Genomic DNA, 14,616 nt, shown 5'->3' with positions numbered 1-14,616 from the left:
GGCCCAGTCGTCGACGCCGGCGAAGCGGAATTCGTCGTGCTCGCCCGCACCCGCCAGCGGGCCGTTGCACGGGCCCGCTGGCGGGTGCGGGCCCGGGGCTCGTGTGTACCGCGGCGGGTGGCACTCACCACGAGCCCCGCAGCAACCGCGCCTGTTCGCGACCTTTCGCCGCCGGGTCTCACAGGTGGGGAGTGCCGGGCAGGCGGCCGAGGACGGGCAGGGCGGTGAACGCCTCGGCGTATTCGGCGCCGCTGCGCCGTCCCCACAGGCGTGCGAGGTCTTCAGCCATGGGGCCGAAGTGGCTGTCGATGGGCTGGGACTTGTGGCAGCGCAGGGCCTGCATCTTGGTGGGGAAGGTGGTGGTGACGTCGACCATTGCGGTGGGGGTGACCTGGCCGCTGGTGGTGAGGGAGTTGTAGGTGTCGCAGCTGTAGAGACGGCGCGGCCGGCCGGTTTCGATCTTTGCCTCGGGCAGGGCTTCGAGGACGGCCTCGGCGGTGCGCCGGTGGGCGGTGTGGGTGTCGTGGACGGGGTGGGTGATGACCACGTGCGGCGTCAGCTCGACGAGCAGGGCCCGGATCGCGGCCGGGGTGAGGTTCGGGGGTTGGTGGAGGGTGGCGCCGAGAACGGCCGCTGCGGCTTGGGCTTCAGCGTCGCGGACCGGGTCGTGGAGGGGGACGGCGATGTGGACGGGTGCGTGCTGGGCGTGGAGGGCGAGGGTGCCGCCGGCCCAGAGCTCGGCATCGTCGGGGTGGGCGAACACGGCGAGCACGGACTGTGGTCCTGCCAGCTGGTCGTCAGGGTTGCGCGGCACGGACAGCTCCTGGGGTGTTGGCGGGGGTGGCCGGGACGAGGCGGCCGTGATGGACGGTGAGGGTTCGCATGCCGGCGGCGAGCGCCGCTGAGATGCCGTCCTCGGCGTCATCGACGGCCAGGCACCGGACCGGAGCGGCGCCGAGGCGGCGCGCGGCTTCCAGGTAGGCGTCGGGGGCGGGCTTGCCCCGGGGCACGTCGTCGAGGGTGACGACAACGGACAGCAGTGCTTGCAGCCCGAGCCGCTGGACGCCGTCGTGGACAAGAACCGCGGCGGCGCTGGAGGCTACGGCCAGCGGGATGCCGAGGCTGCGGGCGGTGTGCAGCAGGTTGAGGGTGCAGGGGAGGGGGTGCGGCGCCGGACCGGCGAGCAGGGCGCCCCGGCTGCGCGCCACGACCTCCTCGGCCGGGGGAGGAAGGAGAGCGGCGTCGGAGGCGAGCTGGGCGATCACCTCGTGCACGGGCAGGCCGGCCAGAGCCCGGTAGCGCTCGGCGGGGACCGGGATGCCGTGTGGGGCGAGGGCGGCTTGCAGGGCGGCGTGGCGGGCGGCGGTGTTGTCCACCACGGTGCCGTCCCAGTCCACGATCAGCGCCTGCGCGCCACGGAGAAGGGGGACTGGATCAGTCACCGGGACACCGTCCTGCGGTGGAGGATCTGCCGGTTGGGGCCGAGGACGGCGATCTCGGTGGGCGGGGGCGGGGCGTCCTGCGGCCACAGCAGCATGCCCAGGCCGGGCAGTCGGATCGGGCAGCATCCGGCCGGGATGGTGACGGGGGCCGGGTGGTCGCCGGGAAGCAGCACGCCGACGGGGTGCGGGCCAGCGGTGCCGAAGGTGGCCAGATCGGGGGCGGGGCCGTTGGGGTCGTGCCAGAGCAGGGTCGCGGCGCGGCCGTCGTCGGGCGCGGGCTGCGCCAGGGTGCGGGTGAGGACCGCGGTGGCGCTGAGCGGCCCAGTGTCCTGGGCGGTGCGCTGGGCGGGAACGGTCGGGGCCGGGCGGACGGTGCCGGCGCCGCCGTCGACCTCGACGACGGCACCGGGGATCAGGGCGGTCAGCGCGGTGGTGACGTTGGTGACGCAGGGGATGCCGAGTTCGCGGGTGATGATCGCGGTATGGGAGAGCTCGCCGCCGGTGGTGGCCACGACGGCGGCCGGACCGGTGAGCAGCGCCGGGACCGCTTCGGGGCCGAGCGCCTGGCAGACCAGGACCTGGTTGGCGAGGTCGGCGCTCCGCGTGCGGACGGTGGGTCCGGTGCCGTGTCCGGGCGCGGCTGCGATCCCGTGAAGCACCTGGTCGTCGGCGGCGACTGCCTGACTGTCGGGGGCGTGGTCGGTGAGGGGCGCGGTGAGCGGGCGGGCCTGGACGAGGTGGAGCCTGCCGTGGAGATCGATCGCCCACTCGACGTCGATGTGCTGCAGGCCGAGGACGGTGGCGGCCGTGGCGGCGGCGGCGAGTAGCCGCTCGCGTGCCTCGGGGGTGAGCACGGGGCGGTCGGCCAGTTCGGCCGGCATGTAGAGGTGGAGCACGCCGGCGTCGGACGTCTGGATCTTCGCCCGGACGGAGCCGGCCGGGTCGAAGTGGACCCATTCGCCCGGGGGAATCTCCAACTCCTCGCGTGTTGCGGGCAGTTGGATGGTCTCCTGGACGGTGGGCCGGACGGTTGTGTGGTGGCCCTGGCTGGCGGTGTGGGTCTCGCCGGTCTGGGTGCCGCTGACGAGCGGCTCGGCCAGGCCGCGGAGGGCCTCGATCCGCCAGCGGGTGCACAGGCCGTCGGTGACGTCGGCGGCCAGGACACCCGAGCAGGCCGGGCGCAGGGCGGGCTGCACGAGAACGGCCATGCGCGGCAAGGCGATGACGCCCCGGGCCTGGCTGTAGGCGGTGACGGTCGGGTGGTGGGCGGAGGCGCGGACGGCGCGGACGGCTTCGAGAAGCGCGTCGGGGTGGGCGGGGCTGATGCGGGAGGTGTAGAGGCCGGCGAAGGAGGCGGTGGCGCCGTCCTCGGCGACCGCGGAGGAGCGGGCGATCAGCCCGTGGGGGCCGGGGCATCGGGCGAGGATCTCGGCGACGGCATTCGGCAGACACTCGTCGGGGTGGTCGACGGGGATGACGATCCCGGCGGGGACGGGCAGGCCGGCGGCGGCCAGACGGGCCAGGATGGTGGCCTTCGTCCCGGCGGTCGCGGTGTGCAGGTCCTGGTCGAGTGAGGGCAGGTCGGTGGCGGTCATCGGGCGGCTCCCGGGGCCAGCAGGTCGGCGGTGGTGACGGTGGCGGGGTCGGTGTTGCGGAGTGCGCACCAGCGGCGGGCGGCGGCGAGGAAGCGGTGCCGCTGGACCTTGCGGGTCTCCTCGCTCCCGGCCGCCCACCGGCACACGCAGGCCAGCGCCGCCACCCGCGCGGTGGCCGCTGGATCACCGGCGGCGGCGAGCCGGGCGGCCAGCACCCACGCGTCGCGCAGATGGACCGCTCGGCGGCGCGATGCGTCGATGAGGTTGCGCTGGCCGGCGGTGTCGGTGGCGGCGGCGGCGGTGAGCAAGTGGGCGGCACGGGCACGGTCCTCGAGCGGCATCGCGGCGGCGGCCGGGGAACCGTCGCCGTACAGGGTTCCGGCACGGGCGGCGAGGCTGTCGGCCGCGGTGGCGAGGTCGGCGCCGTCTGCGAGCGCGGCGGCGCCGTCCAGGAGCACCAGGTGGGCGTCCAGGAGGTGACCAGTGACATCGGGGGTGTTCAACGCGAGGCGGCAGGCCCGTCCGTCGGCGTCACTTCCGAGCAGGCCGGCGAGCAGCTCCTGCCACTGGTCGTCGGGAAGGAGCCAGTTGACGATGTGGGCGCTCATCACGCCGAGGAACGCCTCGGTCGCGGCGGCCAGCTGCCGCTCGGCCGCCGCGCCACGGTCCAGCTGGTGCTCCAGGGCAAGGAGGGCGGCGTCGGCGCGCTGGTGCCGCTGCTCGGCGGCGGTGACCATCGCGGCGGCGTAGGCGGGGTCGGCGAGCAGGTGGTGCCAGCCGTCGGTGAGGGCGAGGTGGTCGCTCTCGGGGATGTCGACGATGCCTGCGCGCCGCAGTCGCCCGTACGGGCGGGGGTCGTCCATGAAGACCAGCGGCCAGCGGGTGAGTGAGGTGGTGTACAGGTCGAGCTCCAGCGCGGTGCTGCCGGGCCGGGTGTGCTCGTAGTCGCAGGTGAGCAGGCCCTTCCAGACTCTCTCCACGGGTTTCTCCCTTGCCGGGGCCGGGCGGCGCGGTGGCCGGATCGGTGACGTTTGGTCATGGAGGTAGTGCGGGGTGTGAAAGGCTCGGCCCCTGCCACCCGGGGGTGGGCCCGGGCGGCGCCGTGGGCCGAATGCCGAGGAGTAGAAGTGATCAAGGAATCGACGGCCAGCGCGTTCGTCTTCCGCACCGACGGGGACGGCGTCCGTAGGACAGCTCTGGTGTGGCACCCGCGGCTGGAGCTGTGGCTGCCGGCCGGCGGGCACGTGGAGGCGGACGAGAGTGCGGCAGAGGCCGCGCTGCGCGAAGTCGGGGAGGAGACGGGGCTGCGGGCCGAACTGCTGCCCGGCCCGTCGCTGCCTCTTCCGGCCGGGTTCCCGCACAGCGCGGTTCCCGCTCCGTGGTGGGTGGTCGAGATGGACGCCTGCGCCGACAACCACACCCGCGAGCCGCACGTCCACGTCGACCACGTCTTCGTGGCCCAGGTCCACGACGGCACGGTGGACCAGGGCGCGGTGCACGAGGTGCGGTGGTTCACCGAGCAGGAGATCGCCGAAGCCGAGGGCCTGTCGGAGGACTCACGTCTGCAGGTGAAGCAGCTCTTCGCGATGATCGCGGACGGGGCGCTGCGCCTTGCGGCGTGAGCCCGGGGGTCAGAACAGGGCGCTCTGCTCCAGCACCGGTTCGGGGCTGAGGCGCTTGGGCTGCAGCCCGGCGGCCGCGTCGAGGTCGAGGAGGGTGCGCCACCGGCCGGCGGCACCCTCGTCGGCCAGCAGCCGGGCCAGGAGCTGGGCCGTGACCTCGACGTCCGGCATCGCCCGGTGCCGGTCAGCAGGCCGCGTGATGCCGTAGTAGCTGAGCAGGTTGTCCAGACGGTAGGTGCCGAGGCCGGGCAGTACGGCCTTCGCGAGGCGCACCGTGTCCAGGAGCGGTGTGGAGGCAAGGGTGGGGCAGTGCCCGGCCTGGTGGGCGATCATTCCGGCCTCGGTCGAGGCGTGGTGGGCGACCAGCTTGTACGGGGGCACGCTCAGACGTCCGTCCAGGCGGGCCATCACCTCGGCGGCCGTCGGCGCGGCGGCGAGCATCTGCGCGGTGATGCCGGTCTGCGCGGTGTCGAACGCGGTGACGGGGACGTCGGCGGGCGGGCGGATCAGGGACTCGAACCGTCCGACCTCGACCAGTTGGCCGCCATCGGCGCGCAGTGCGAGGGCCGCGACCTCGATCGGCTCGGCGGGCCGGCCGGCGGGGGTGAGTCCCTCGAAGTCGATCACGACGAAGGTCGTGTCGGTGAAGCGCTGGTCCTGCATCAACCGGTCCACGCGGCGGCCTCCTGTCGGATCGTCAACGCTCGCTGCTGGATGGCCTGTTCGCTGTCGTGCTCGGTGAAGGGGATGGCCAGCAGGGCATCCACAGTAGCCTCCGCGCGGGCAAGATCGCAGGTCGCGAAACGGGCGCCGGCGGGGTGGCGGTGGGCCGCGGTCAGTCGGTGGGTGCCGACGCTGTTGGGCACACCCGCCTCGGCCAGGCGGATGCTGAAGGCGCGCGGCCGGGGCAGGGTCAGCCGCCACAGGGCGCCGTAGCCGTTGGGCTGCTCCTCCTCGGCCGCTGCGATCGGCTCAAGGCCGGGGGTGTTGTCGACCGCCCGGTGCAGGGCGGCGGCCTGCTGCCGGCGCAGGGCCAGGGCTTCGGGGAAGCGGGCGAGGTGGTGGCGGGCGAGGGCGGCGAGCGGCTCGGCCAGGCGGTGGTTGAAGCCGAGGCGGCTTCCGGCCGGGGCGTCGGGGGCGTCGATCTGCCAGTGGGTGCGGAAGGCGGCGGCCCGGTCGGCGAGGACGTCGTCGTCGGTGAGGAGGTAGCCGCCCTCCCCGCAGGAGATGATCTTCCCGTCCTTGAGGGAGAAGCAGCCGATGTCGCCGATGGTGCCGGCCGAGCGGCCGCGGGTGGTGGTCCCCTGGGCCTGGCAGGCGTCCTCGACCAGGCGCAGCCCTGCGGTGCGGGTGTAGGCGGCCAGATTGTGGATGCCGTCGGTGCGGCCGGCCAGGTGCACGGCCACCACGGCCTTGGTGTTCGGGCCGGTCTTCGCCGCGACGTCCCCCAGGTCCATGCCGAGGCCGTCAGTATCGGCGTCGACGAACACCGGGCGGGCGCCGGACGCTGCGACGGCTGCGACGGTCATGACGACAGTGACGGCGGGCAGCAGGACCTCGTCTCCTGCGCCGATGCCGCAGGCGGCCAGGGCGGTGGTGATCGCCGCGGTGCCGGAGGAGACGGCGACGGCCCGGCGGGCGCCGAAGGCCTGGGCGAGCTCGGTCTCCAGGAGGGTGGCCTCCTGGTAGCTCGTTGGGTCGGGCATGCGGGCGACGGCGGCGGCCATCGCCCGGTGAGCGGTGTTCTCAGGCACGGGGGACCTCCGGTCCGGTGGGCGCGAGGACGGGGAAGCCGGTGAGCGGCCACATGTTGACGCAGTCGACGGAGAACAGCGCGCAGTCGGCGCCGCAGCCGGTCGGGGTGGGGAACAGCTCCCGCGCATGGGCGCCCTTGATGCTGCGGTGGCGGCCGGGCGGGGTGGCGGCGATCTTCAGGGACGACGGGCAGTCCCACACCGTGCCGTCCGGCTGGACGAAGTACAGAGTGTCGCCGCCGAAGCAGCCCGGTACGAGATCGGTCGGCCGGGCGACGGCGGAGGCGATCTGGCCCGCGTAGCTGCGCTCGGGCAGGATCAGCGGCAGCTCGGCGGCGTACAGGTCGTTGAACCGCTGTTGCAGCTCGGGCAGGTGCTCGGCGGTGAGGGACAGCTCGGCGGCCAGGCGGTGATCAGCCTCGAGGGCGATCGGCTGCGGGACGGCGTAGTCACAGCCGAGGGCCGCGGCGAGCTCGGGCACGGCGACGATGTCGGCGACGTTGCGGCGGGTGATGACGCTGTAGACGCCGACCTTAGGCCGAGGCCCACGGCCGCGGGCGGCAATCAGCGCGCTGATGCCCGACACGACGGACTCCCAGCCGTCGCCTTCCCGGCGCGGAGGCCGCCACCGGTCGTTATGGACGGGGTCGGCGCTGTCCAGCGACACCGACACGGCGTCGACGCAGAGCTCGATGAGCGGCTCGCGCAGGTCCGGGCGGTTCAGGGCGACGCCGCTGGTGCACACCACCACCTCCAGGCCGCCCGCCTTGAGGACATCGATCAGCTTGATGATCGGCTTCCACAGCAGCGGCTCGCCGCCGGCGAGGAACACCCGGCCCACGGGCGAGTCGTGAAGCGTCTCGGCGAAGGTCAGCACGTCGGCGGTGGTCAGGTCGTTCGGCGACAGGTGGGAGAGCACCCCGGGGACGGTGGGCATCTGCTCGCGGTGCTCACTGATCGTCCCGAAGTAGCAGTACAGGCAGCCGTGGGAGGCGCAGTGCGAGCGCAGCCCCCACAGCAGGCTGATCGGCTTCACGGGTGGCTCCTTCCGGGGTCGTGGCGGCCGCGGTGCGGCACGCTTCGGTGATGGACTCGACGGCCTGGTCCTCGCCGAGGACGCGTCGGTCGAGCACGAGGTACTGCTCGGGCCGGTCGGCGGCGAGCAGGTGGTAGAGGCGGCCGGCGCGGGCCATCAGCGCCCGCTCGTCGGCGCAGGCCGGCTGGCCGGTGCGCTCCTCGAACCGGGCCAGGCACACCGCGGGGTCGTCGGTGAGCAGCACGGTGGTGGTGGGCGCGGGTCGCCAGGCGGTGATGATCTGTTCGATGGCCAGGGCCTGCTGCAGCGCCCAGGTATCGGTGGCGTTGGCCGCCTCGGCGAGCACGGCGGCCTGGTAGACGGCGACCGAGGCGGGGCCGCGGTCCTCCAGCACCACCCGGCCGGCGGCTACTGGCGCCAACGCCTCCCAGCGGTGGACCTGGAGCGCGGCCAGCAGCAGCGTCTCGGTGTGCGGGTGCCCGGTGCGCAGGAACCGGTCGCCGCCGTGCAGCGCGGCGATCACCTGGCCGGGCAGGCCCGTGGGCGGGGAGTCGGGCAGCTCGACCAGCGCCGCGCACCGCTCCCCCAGGACGGCTGCGGCCCGGCGGCCGAGGTGGCTTTTGCCGACCCCGTTCACCCCTTCCAGCGCCACCCAGGCGGTCACCGGCCGGCTCCCGTCATCGCCGCCGCACGGCGCAGCCGCTCGGCGAGCGGCGCGTCGCGGGCGAGGGCGGGGAGCAGGTACTCGGTGGCGGTGCGCGCGCCGTGGGCGCGCACTCCGCGCACCGTCATGCACTGGTGCTCGCCCACCGCCCAAACCGCGACCGCCTGGCTGCCCGTCAGCCGGGCGATCTCTTCGGCGACCTGGGCGGTGAGGCGCTCCTGCAGCTGCAGGGCGTGGGCCTGCTGCTCGACGATCCGCACGATCTTCGACAGGCCCAGCACCTGCCCGGCGGGGCGGTAGGCGACGGACACCTCGACCGTGAAGGGAAGCAGGTGGTGCTCGCACATGCTGGCGGTGCGGATGCCGCCGACGGCGACGCAGTCCTCGCCCTGCACGGTGTGCTCGAAGACGGTGCCGGTGGCGCCCGGCTCGTGGCCGAGGAACTCGGCCCAGAACCGGGCGACGCGGGCGGGCGTCTCCAGCAGGCCGGGCCGGTCGACGTCCTGGCCGAGCGCGCGCAGCAGCTGGCGCACGCAGTCCTCGACCGCCGCGGTGTCGACCGGACCGGCGGCCGCCCGGGAAGCGGCCGGCGGGGCGGGAATGGTCAGGGTGTGGGACACGGGGTCCTCCTCTTGTCCGTGGGAAGGAGCGACGGGGCCGCGCGGTGCGCCCGCGCGGCGCGGCGGCGGTGCTCGAGTGGGCGGCGCTACAGGACCAGGGCGTTCAGCAGAGCGCGGGCGGACTTCTCGGGGGTGAACCGGGCGACCTGCTCGGGCGCCGCGGTACTCGCCCGCCGGTAGCCGTCCGGGTCGGCCAGCAGGTCGCCGAGGGCCGACCACAGGGCCTGCGGGCCGGCGTCCAGCGGGACGGTGCGTCCGGCCGCTCGGGCCAGACGCGGCACGTTGCCGAGATCGAAGCCGACCACCGGGGTACCGACGGACAGGGCCTCTGCCGCGGTGAAGCAGAACGTCTCCGGCACGCGGGTGGAGATGATGGTGGCCGCTGCACCGGCGAAGAAGCCGGGCACCTCGGCCCAGCCAAGCGCCGGTAGGACCGACACGATGTCCGGGCGCCGGGCCGCAACTGCCCGGCAGGCAGCGAGGGTCTGGGCCTGTCCGCCGGGCTGGAGCTCGAAGCCGGCCTCGGCGAGGACCAGTTCGACGGGCCGGCCCCAGCCGTCGGGCAGGGCGTGAAGGAGTTCGGCGAGTCCCTTGGCCGGGTCGGCACGCGAGACGATGCGCACGGGCCCGGCCTCCCGCAGCTTCTCCCGCTCTCCGGAGGGCGTGGGCGCAAGGAGGGTGTGCAGGGCGTTGGGCACGGTCACCCAGCGGGTGGTGTCCAGACCCGCCGCGGCACCACTGCCCGCGAGGTAGTCGCTGGCGGGGCAGATGACGTCGGCCGCAGCTAGTGCGCGCTGCCACCGGTCCTCACCGCCGGGCCGGATCTTGTGGACCATCAGGGCCGTGGTGACACCGTCGGGCACCGGGTCGAGATAGCCCAAGCCCCACAGAGTGTCGCCCCAGCAGACGGCGTCCACCCGGCAGTCGGTGAGGATGCCACGGACTTCCTCCACCACCGGGCGGGGGTCGGCGAGGGCGGCGAGCACGTCGGCGTTGGTCGCCGGCTGCGGCAGGCTGACACTCTTCAGCCGGATCACACCCGGCTCGAGCCGGTGCGGGGCGGGGCCGGCCGCCAGGACCAGCGGCGTGTGTCCCAGCCGGCGCAGGCCCTCCACCAGGGCCCCGATGGACCGGTCAATCCCCGACGGCTGGTCCAGCCGGTAGGACAGCAGGCACAACGCGACCGTGCTCACGCGCCCTCCCCCGACCGCGCCGCGGCGCTCTCCCACGGGAAGGTGACCCAGCACCGCACCGTCTCCCCGATCGAGGTCACCGCCTGGGCCGGTGGCCGGTCACCGGCCCAGTTCGCCGTGTTGACCACCAGCACCGCGCTGCGCACCCGAGCCGCACCGGCCTGCTCGATGAGGTGCGCTGCGGCGGCGAGGGTTTCGCCGGTGCCGGCCACGTCGTCGACCACTAGGACGTCCCGTCCGGCGACGTCTCCCAGCGAGGCGCTGTTGCGGGTCACCGGCCGGGCGGTCTTCGCCGCGTTGGTGGAGTCGTCAACGGTGTGGGTGATCTCCAGCGCGCGCACGTCGCGGACGCCGAGCCGGTGCGCGAGGATCACGGCGGGGATCAGGCCGCCGCGCACCACGCCGACAACCGTCTGCGGGAGAGGGCCCGGCCGCAGGGCGCGGGCGATCCGTTCGGTCTGATCGGCGATGTCGTCCCATGTCAGATCCTTGGTGGCGACGTCAGCGGCCACGTTCGTCCTCCCAGATGAGGGTGTGCAGGCGCCCGGAGACGTTCCAGCCGCGTTCGATCGCGGGGCCGGTGATGGCGCGCAGGCCGGCGATGACGGCCGCGGCCGTGGTGGCCTGCGGCATGACCCACACCTGCTCCAAGCCGTGCTCGTCCTGGAGGGCGGCGACTTCCTCAACGTCGGCGGGGGTGTCGAGGACGAACTTGAACACCGCCCGGCCGGTCGCCTGGAACGCCTCGAGTACGGCGGGCTTGATCCGGCGTGAGGCCGGCATGCCCATGTGCGCGAGCTTCGGCGAGACGACGTAGAGCGAGACGTGCTGGTCGAATGTGGGATCGGGGGCGATCGTGCCGTTGGTCTCGATCTCGATGCGGCGCCCGGCGCCGGTGAGGCGGTCGGCGGTGGGAAGGAGCTGGGTCTGCTGCATCATCGGCTCGCCGCCGGTGATGATTACCAGCTTTGTCGGGTGCCTGAGAAGTTCGGCGGCGACGTCCTCGGCCGACACGCGGCTGGTCTGCTCCACGCGGGAGTAGCGCTTCCAGTCCCACGAGTACGGGGTGTCACAGGAGTCGCAGGCCAGATTGCAGTCGCCCAGGCGTAGAAACGACGCGAGCTGTCCGGCTGATGGGCCCTCGCCCTGGATCGTGGGGCCGAACACCTCGCACACCAGCACATCCCGCGGCCGACTCCGGCTCAGGGTCACATCCGTCGTGGTCATGCGGGCACCAGCGCGTCCGGGGTGAACTCGGCCCAGGTGCTCTCCGTCTCCGACACCCGGACCGCGAACGACCGGCCCTGCGCGTCCGCCAAGCCGCGGCTGGCCAGCCACCCGGCAAGGTACGCGGCCAGGTGCTCCGACGTCGGGTTGACGCCGACGACCCGGTTGAGGACCTTCCCCTCGAACCCGGATGCCAGCAAATCGCGCAGCTCGCCGGGAACGGGCAGCAGCCGGTCGCCGCCCGGTCCGGACGACAGGGTGACGAGGTAGGCGTGGCCGTGCTCCCGGCCGCACTTGTGCCCGTCCGGCAGGCCGTCGAGCCAGTGCCGGGCGCTGAACTGGACGCTGTGTGCGTCGTCGGCGCGCTGGAGCCGGCCGGTGAGTACGCGGATCATGTGCAGGCGGTCGCGGGCGCCGTCGGGCAGGTTCGCCGCCGCCCATGCGTGCAGGTGCTCCGCGATGCCCTGGTCGCTGGTGTCGGCGAGCACCTGGTCAAGGTCGCGGTGGTCGAGGGCTGTGTCGATGTGGGTGCGGAATGCGGCCAGGTCACCGAAGTCCGTGACGAACCCGGCCCCGGAGAGCTCACGCGCCGTCAGCAATAGCTCTGCGGTGATCAGGCCGCTCTCATCGACACCGCGCACGGTGCGGGCGGCATCGAAGCCGACGAGCTTGCCGATGGTGTAGGTGCCGACCAGGCGCGGCTCCCGAGAGCATGTGCCCGCCTGCGGCGAGGGGCGGAGCAGGGATTCGGGGTTCGGCATCGTGCCCCCTTCTGGACTGGCGGCCAACTGGCCCGCTGTCGTTGCGTTCTGTGCTGAAACGAGCACACACCGCCAGCGAGGCAGGGACAATGGAGCCGGGCGATCCAAGAGCGATCCCAAATCCGAGGAGCGTCGCGATGTCCGAGCGACTGCGGAACGGTATGAGAGAGGCACGCCGAGACTCCGGCCTGTCCTGGGAGCGCTTCGCCCGGGAGGTGGGCTTCAGCCCGGCGTATCTGCGCAACGTGGAGAACGGGAACCGAGCGGTGACCGCCGACGTGGCCGCCGCCTACGACCGGGTTCTGCGCTCGGGTGGCAGATTCGCCCGGACACTGGCGGCTGACGGGCCGTCGACCACAGGCTGGGGCGAGGACGGAGCTGCCCTGGCCGTCATGGCGGAACTGGTGGATGGGAGAAGAGTGGATCGCAGGAGCTTCGTCACCGCCGGTGTCGCACTGTCGGCCACGGCCGGGAACTGGGTGAAGGCCCTCGGCCGAACCCGCCCCGGCCATCCCGCCCCGGCCGGCGGCGGGCTGGGGCTGCTCGCGAACATCGAACACCGCCTGGACCACCTACGCCGGGTCGACGACGAACTCGGAAGCGGTGAGGTCCGCAAACAAGCGGCCGGCGAGCTGTCCCTTGCGGTGACCCTGCTCAAGACGCGCCGCTACCCCGGAGACGCCTCCACCCGTCTGTACCGGATCGCCTCAGAAGCCGCCCGACAGGTGGCGTGGTGCAGCTTCGACCAGGGACGCCCCGGCACCGCGCAACGCTATTTCGACGCCTCCCTGCGGGCCTCCGCCGAAGCCGGCGACGTCATCGGCGGCGCTTACGCGCTCTCCTTCGCGGCCGTGCAGTGCTACTCCACGCCCGGCCAGGCCGACCGCGCGGTGGCGCTCCTCGACGCGGCCCGGGCCGCGGTCCGGGAACGGGGCACCCCGCGGATGGAGGCCATGCTCGCCGCCCGCACCGCCCGAGCGCTGTCGAAGACCGGGGCGAAGACGGCAACAGGGCACCAGCTCCACCTGGCGCACGCAGCCCTGGACAAGGGGCCCCGGGACGACGACCCCGACTTCCTGTACTGGGTGACCTACGGCGAGATCGAGATGATCGCCGGGTCCTCAGCACTCGACCTCGGCGACCCGGCCGAGGCGCTGCGCCGCTTCGAGGCCGGCATGCGGGCATACCCCGGGGACGAGGAGTTCCCCCGCAGTCACGCCATCTACCTGTCCCGTGCTGCGGAGGCCCATCTCGCGCAGGACGACCTCGACGCGGCCGTCGCCGCCGGCCGCCGCGCGGCCGTCTGCCTCGGGTCCGTCGACTCCGCCCGGTCGGCCTCCCAGCTCAAGGGCCTGCGCGACAAGCTTGCCCCGCACACCGCCTACCGCCCCGTCCGCGACTTCCTAGAAGAGGCCGGGTAGGCGCAGCAACTCGCGCAGCCGGCGGGCCACCACCTTCTCGTCCAGGCCGAGCACCGGGGTGATGCCGAGCTCGGCTGCGGTGGCCAGGTTCTGCTCGCTGTCGTCGACGAACAGGCACTCCTCGGCCGACACGCCGAGCCTGTCCAGCACGAGGCGGAAGATCGCCGGGTCCGGCTTGCGCAGACCAACCTCGGCCGACAGCACCACCTCGTCGAACGAGCCGGCGAGGTCGAACCCGGCGTAGGGGTCATAGGGCTCTCGCCCCAGGCTGTTCGACAGCACCGCCGTCCTGACCCCGGCGGCACGGGCCTGCCGCGCGACCTCGATAACCGGGTAAGCCGGGAAGGCATCGTGCAGGTACCGGGCCATCAGATTGTCCGGCGCCACATCCATCAGGGCTGCGAACCCGTTGTTCCAGTCGGTCTGGGAGATGCTGGCCAGTTCGAGCTGACGGAAAAGCTCCTGCCCTCGAGGGTCGGCCCAGGCACGAAGGAAGGTCCCGCTGGCAATCCCTTCCCGGCCCTCGAACGCGGAGATCACTTCGACCATGTTGAAGGTCAAGACGCCGAAGAAGTCGAGGACCAGACCACGGTAGGCGCACGCTCCAGCTTTCCTCATCCCCAGAGCCTACGGCGCAACGTGAAGTTCCGGGCGTGCTCGGGCGATCCGAGGGACGACGCGTTGGGCAGTTGCCACTCTGCGGGTATCGGGTAGTTATCTCGTCTCGCTCAGCGACGCTGGGAGAAGCCCGCCCTATCTGGTTCTACGGAGCAGCCCCATGAACCCTCGACAGATGAAGCCATGAAGCGGCGCCTGGCCCTCAAGGCCCTCCTCGCCGGTGGACTGTCCGCCACTGCACTCGGCAAGCTCGCCGACGAGCGCCACACGCTGGACGCCGCCCTGGCCGGCTGCACTACGCCTACCGACCTCGACTACTGGGAGCAGGTGGCCGACCGCTACTCGCTCGGCTACGGGGGTCAGGCCCCCGCCGCCCGGCTCGGCGTCCTCGCCGTCGATGTCGCGGAACTGCGGACCCTGCTGGGCCAGCCCCAGACCACGATGGACCGTGGCCGTTTGTGCCGGACGGTCGGTCAGCTGTCGGGGAAGGCGTGAAGTCTGCCGTGGTCGAAGCACCAGGCGTAGGTGAACGACGTGGTGGGCACGCGGGGGACCTCCTGCACGGCCGGGGCGGAAGCGGGTGCGACACCGTCCCCGACGTCGGCGGGGACGCTCGGCCCCAGCATGCCACCGGGGAGCGGGCCGACCCAGCCCCCTGCGCAC

Annotated in this window: 18 protein-coding genes; 3 read left to right on the top strand and 15 right to left on the bottom strand. The window is 73.2% G+C overall.

Annotation, left to right across the window (positions count from 1 at the left end; genetic code table 11):
* Window positions 1-178: 178 nt before the first annotated feature.
* From AB0P35_RS39100 to AB0P35_RS39085, 4 genes are read right to left on the bottom strand one after another with little or no spacing between them, the layout of a single operon-like run.
* A complete protein-coding gene (locus AB0P35_RS39100; RefSeq protein WP_218835841.1) occupies window positions 179-814 on the bottom strand; it encodes a PIG-L deacetylase family protein in 636 nt (211 codons plus the stop codon).
* Window positions 798-1,442, bottom strand: a complete 645-nt coding sequence (locus AB0P35_RS39095; protein WP_363520729.1) for an HAD family phosphatase — start codon at window positions 1,440-1,442, stop codon at window positions 798-800. The genes AB0P35_RS39100 and AB0P35_RS39095 overlap by 17 nt, the downstream gene beginning before the upstream one ends.
* Window positions 1,439-3,037, bottom strand: coding sequence for a PEP/pyruvate-binding domain-containing protein (locus tag AB0P35_RS39090; RefSeq protein ID WP_363520727.1), 1,599 nt, complete (start codon window positions 3,035-3,037; stop codon window positions 1,439-1,441). The genes AB0P35_RS39095 and AB0P35_RS39090 overlap by 4 nt, the downstream gene beginning before the upstream one ends.
* Window positions 3,034-4,017 (bottom strand): hypothetical protein, encoded by a 984-nt coding sequence (locus AB0P35_RS39085; protein ID WP_363520725.1) that lies wholly within the window; start codon window positions 4,015-4,017, stop codon window positions 3,034-3,036. The genes AB0P35_RS39090 and AB0P35_RS39085 overlap by 4 nt, the downstream gene beginning before the upstream one ends.
* Before the next feature lie 147 nt (window positions 4,018-4,164).
* On the opposite strand from AB0P35_RS39085, the gene AB0P35_RS39080 reads away from it, so the two are divergent.
* Window positions 4,165-4,659 (top strand): NUDIX domain-containing protein, encoded by a 495-nt coding sequence (locus AB0P35_RS39080; RefSeq protein WP_363520722.1) that lies wholly within the window; start codon window positions 4,165-4,167, stop codon window positions 4,657-4,659.
* 9 nt (window positions 4,660-4,668) lie between these two features.
* Here AB0P35_RS39080 and AB0P35_RS39075 read toward each other — a convergent pair whose 3' ends face one another.
* From AB0P35_RS39075 to AB0P35_RS39035, 9 genes are all read right to left on the bottom strand, one after another.
* Window positions 4,669-5,334 (bottom strand): 3'-5' exonuclease, encoded by a 666-nt coding sequence (locus tag AB0P35_RS39075; protein ID WP_257019556.1) that lies wholly within the window; start codon window positions 5,332-5,334, stop codon window positions 4,669-4,671.
* Window positions 5,322-6,413 carry an aminotransferase class I/II-fold pyridoxal phosphate-dependent enzyme gene (locus AB0P35_RS39070; protein ID WP_363520717.1) on the bottom strand — a complete coding sequence of 364 codons (1,092 nt, stop codon included), beginning with the start codon at window positions 6,411-6,413 and terminating at the stop codon, window positions 5,322-5,324. The genes AB0P35_RS39075 and AB0P35_RS39070 overlap by 13 nt, the downstream gene beginning before the upstream one ends.
* Window positions 6,406-7,449 (bottom strand): radical SAM protein, encoded by a 1,044-nt coding sequence (locus tag AB0P35_RS39065; protein ID WP_363520714.1) that lies wholly within the window; start codon window positions 7,447-7,449, stop codon window positions 6,406-6,408. The genes AB0P35_RS39070 and AB0P35_RS39065 overlap by 8 nt, the downstream gene beginning before the upstream one ends.
* On the bottom strand, window positions 7,364-8,113 hold the full coding sequence (locus AB0P35_RS39060) for a thymidylate kinase (protein ID WP_363520711.1): 750 nt from the start codon (window positions 8,111-8,113) through the stop codon (window positions 7,364-7,366). The genes AB0P35_RS39065 and AB0P35_RS39060 overlap by 86 nt, the downstream gene beginning before the upstream one ends.
* Window positions 8,110-8,733: a GTP cyclohydrolase I FolE gene (gene folE / locus AB0P35_RS39055; RefSeq protein ID WP_363520708.1), complete on the bottom strand. Its 624-nt coding sequence runs from the start codon at window positions 8,731-8,733 to the stop codon at window positions 8,110-8,112. The genes AB0P35_RS39060 and folE overlap by 4 nt, the downstream gene beginning before the upstream one ends.
* 86 nt (window positions 8,734-8,819) lie before the next feature.
* Window positions 8,820-9,926, bottom strand: a complete 1,107-nt coding sequence (locus tag AB0P35_RS39050) for a glycosyltransferase family 4 protein (RefSeq protein WP_363520706.1) — start codon at window positions 9,924-9,926, stop codon at window positions 8,820-8,822.
* Window positions 9,923-10,438 carry a phosphoribosyltransferase family protein gene (locus tag AB0P35_RS39045; RefSeq protein WP_095877515.1) on the bottom strand — a complete coding sequence of 172 codons (516 nt, stop codon included), beginning with the start codon at window positions 10,436-10,438 and terminating at the stop codon, window positions 9,923-9,925. The genes AB0P35_RS39050 and AB0P35_RS39045 overlap by 4 nt, the downstream gene beginning before the upstream one ends.
* Window positions 10,428-11,153: a 7-carboxy-7-deazaguanine synthase QueE gene (locus AB0P35_RS39040; RefSeq protein WP_095877514.1), complete on the bottom strand. Its 726-nt coding sequence runs from the start codon at window positions 11,151-11,153 to the stop codon at window positions 10,428-10,430. Before AB0P35_RS39040 ends, AB0P35_RS39045 begins: the two co-directional genes overlap by 11 nt.
* The gene (locus AB0P35_RS39035) at window positions 11,150-11,914 is read right to left on the bottom strand and encodes a 6-carboxytetrahydropterin synthase (RefSeq protein ID WP_095877513.1); all 765 of its coding nucleotides are present in this window, start codon (window positions 11,912-11,914) and stop codon (window positions 11,150-11,152) included. The genes AB0P35_RS39040 and AB0P35_RS39035 overlap by 4 nt, the downstream gene beginning before the upstream one ends.
* A gap of 137 nt (window positions 11,915-12,051) precedes the next feature.
* Here AB0P35_RS39035 and AB0P35_RS39030 point away from each other — a divergent pair, with 137 nt between their 5' ends.
* Window positions 12,052-13,335, top strand: coding sequence for a helix-turn-helix transcriptional regulator (locus AB0P35_RS39030; RefSeq protein WP_179419736.1), 1,284 nt, complete (start codon window positions 12,052-12,054; stop codon window positions 13,333-13,335).
* Here AB0P35_RS39030 and AB0P35_RS39025 read toward each other — a convergent pair.
* On the bottom strand, window positions 13,318-13,953 hold the full coding sequence (locus tag AB0P35_RS39025) for an HAD family phosphatase (protein ID WP_095877512.1): 636 nt from the start codon (window positions 13,951-13,953) through the stop codon (window positions 13,318-13,320). The two genes, AB0P35_RS39030 and AB0P35_RS39025, sit on opposite strands and share 18 nt — an antisense overlap.
* A 183-nt stretch (window positions 13,954-14,136) precedes the next feature.
* Between AB0P35_RS39025 and AB0P35_RS39020 the strand changes: the two genes are divergently transcribed.
* Window positions 14,137-14,448, top strand: a complete 312-nt coding sequence (locus AB0P35_RS39020) for a hypothetical protein (protein ID WP_095877511.1) — start codon at window positions 14,137-14,139, stop codon at window positions 14,446-14,448.
* On the opposite strand, the gene AB0P35_RS39015 is transcribed toward AB0P35_RS39020, so the two are convergent.
* Window positions 14,427-14,616: hypothetical protein (locus tag AB0P35_RS39015; RefSeq protein ID WP_363520700.1), on the bottom strand; the 190-nt coding region annotated here is incomplete at its 5' end. The two genes, AB0P35_RS39020 and AB0P35_RS39015, sit on opposite strands and share 22 nt — an antisense overlap.

The organism is Kitasatospora sp. NPDC085879 (assembly GCF_040686255.1).
Lineage (GTDB): Bacteria > Actinomycetota > Actinomycetes > Streptomycetales > Streptomycetaceae > Kitasatospora.
The sequence above is the reverse complement of the archived record's forward strand: the minus strand, read 5'-3'. Positions and strand labels throughout refer to the sequence as shown.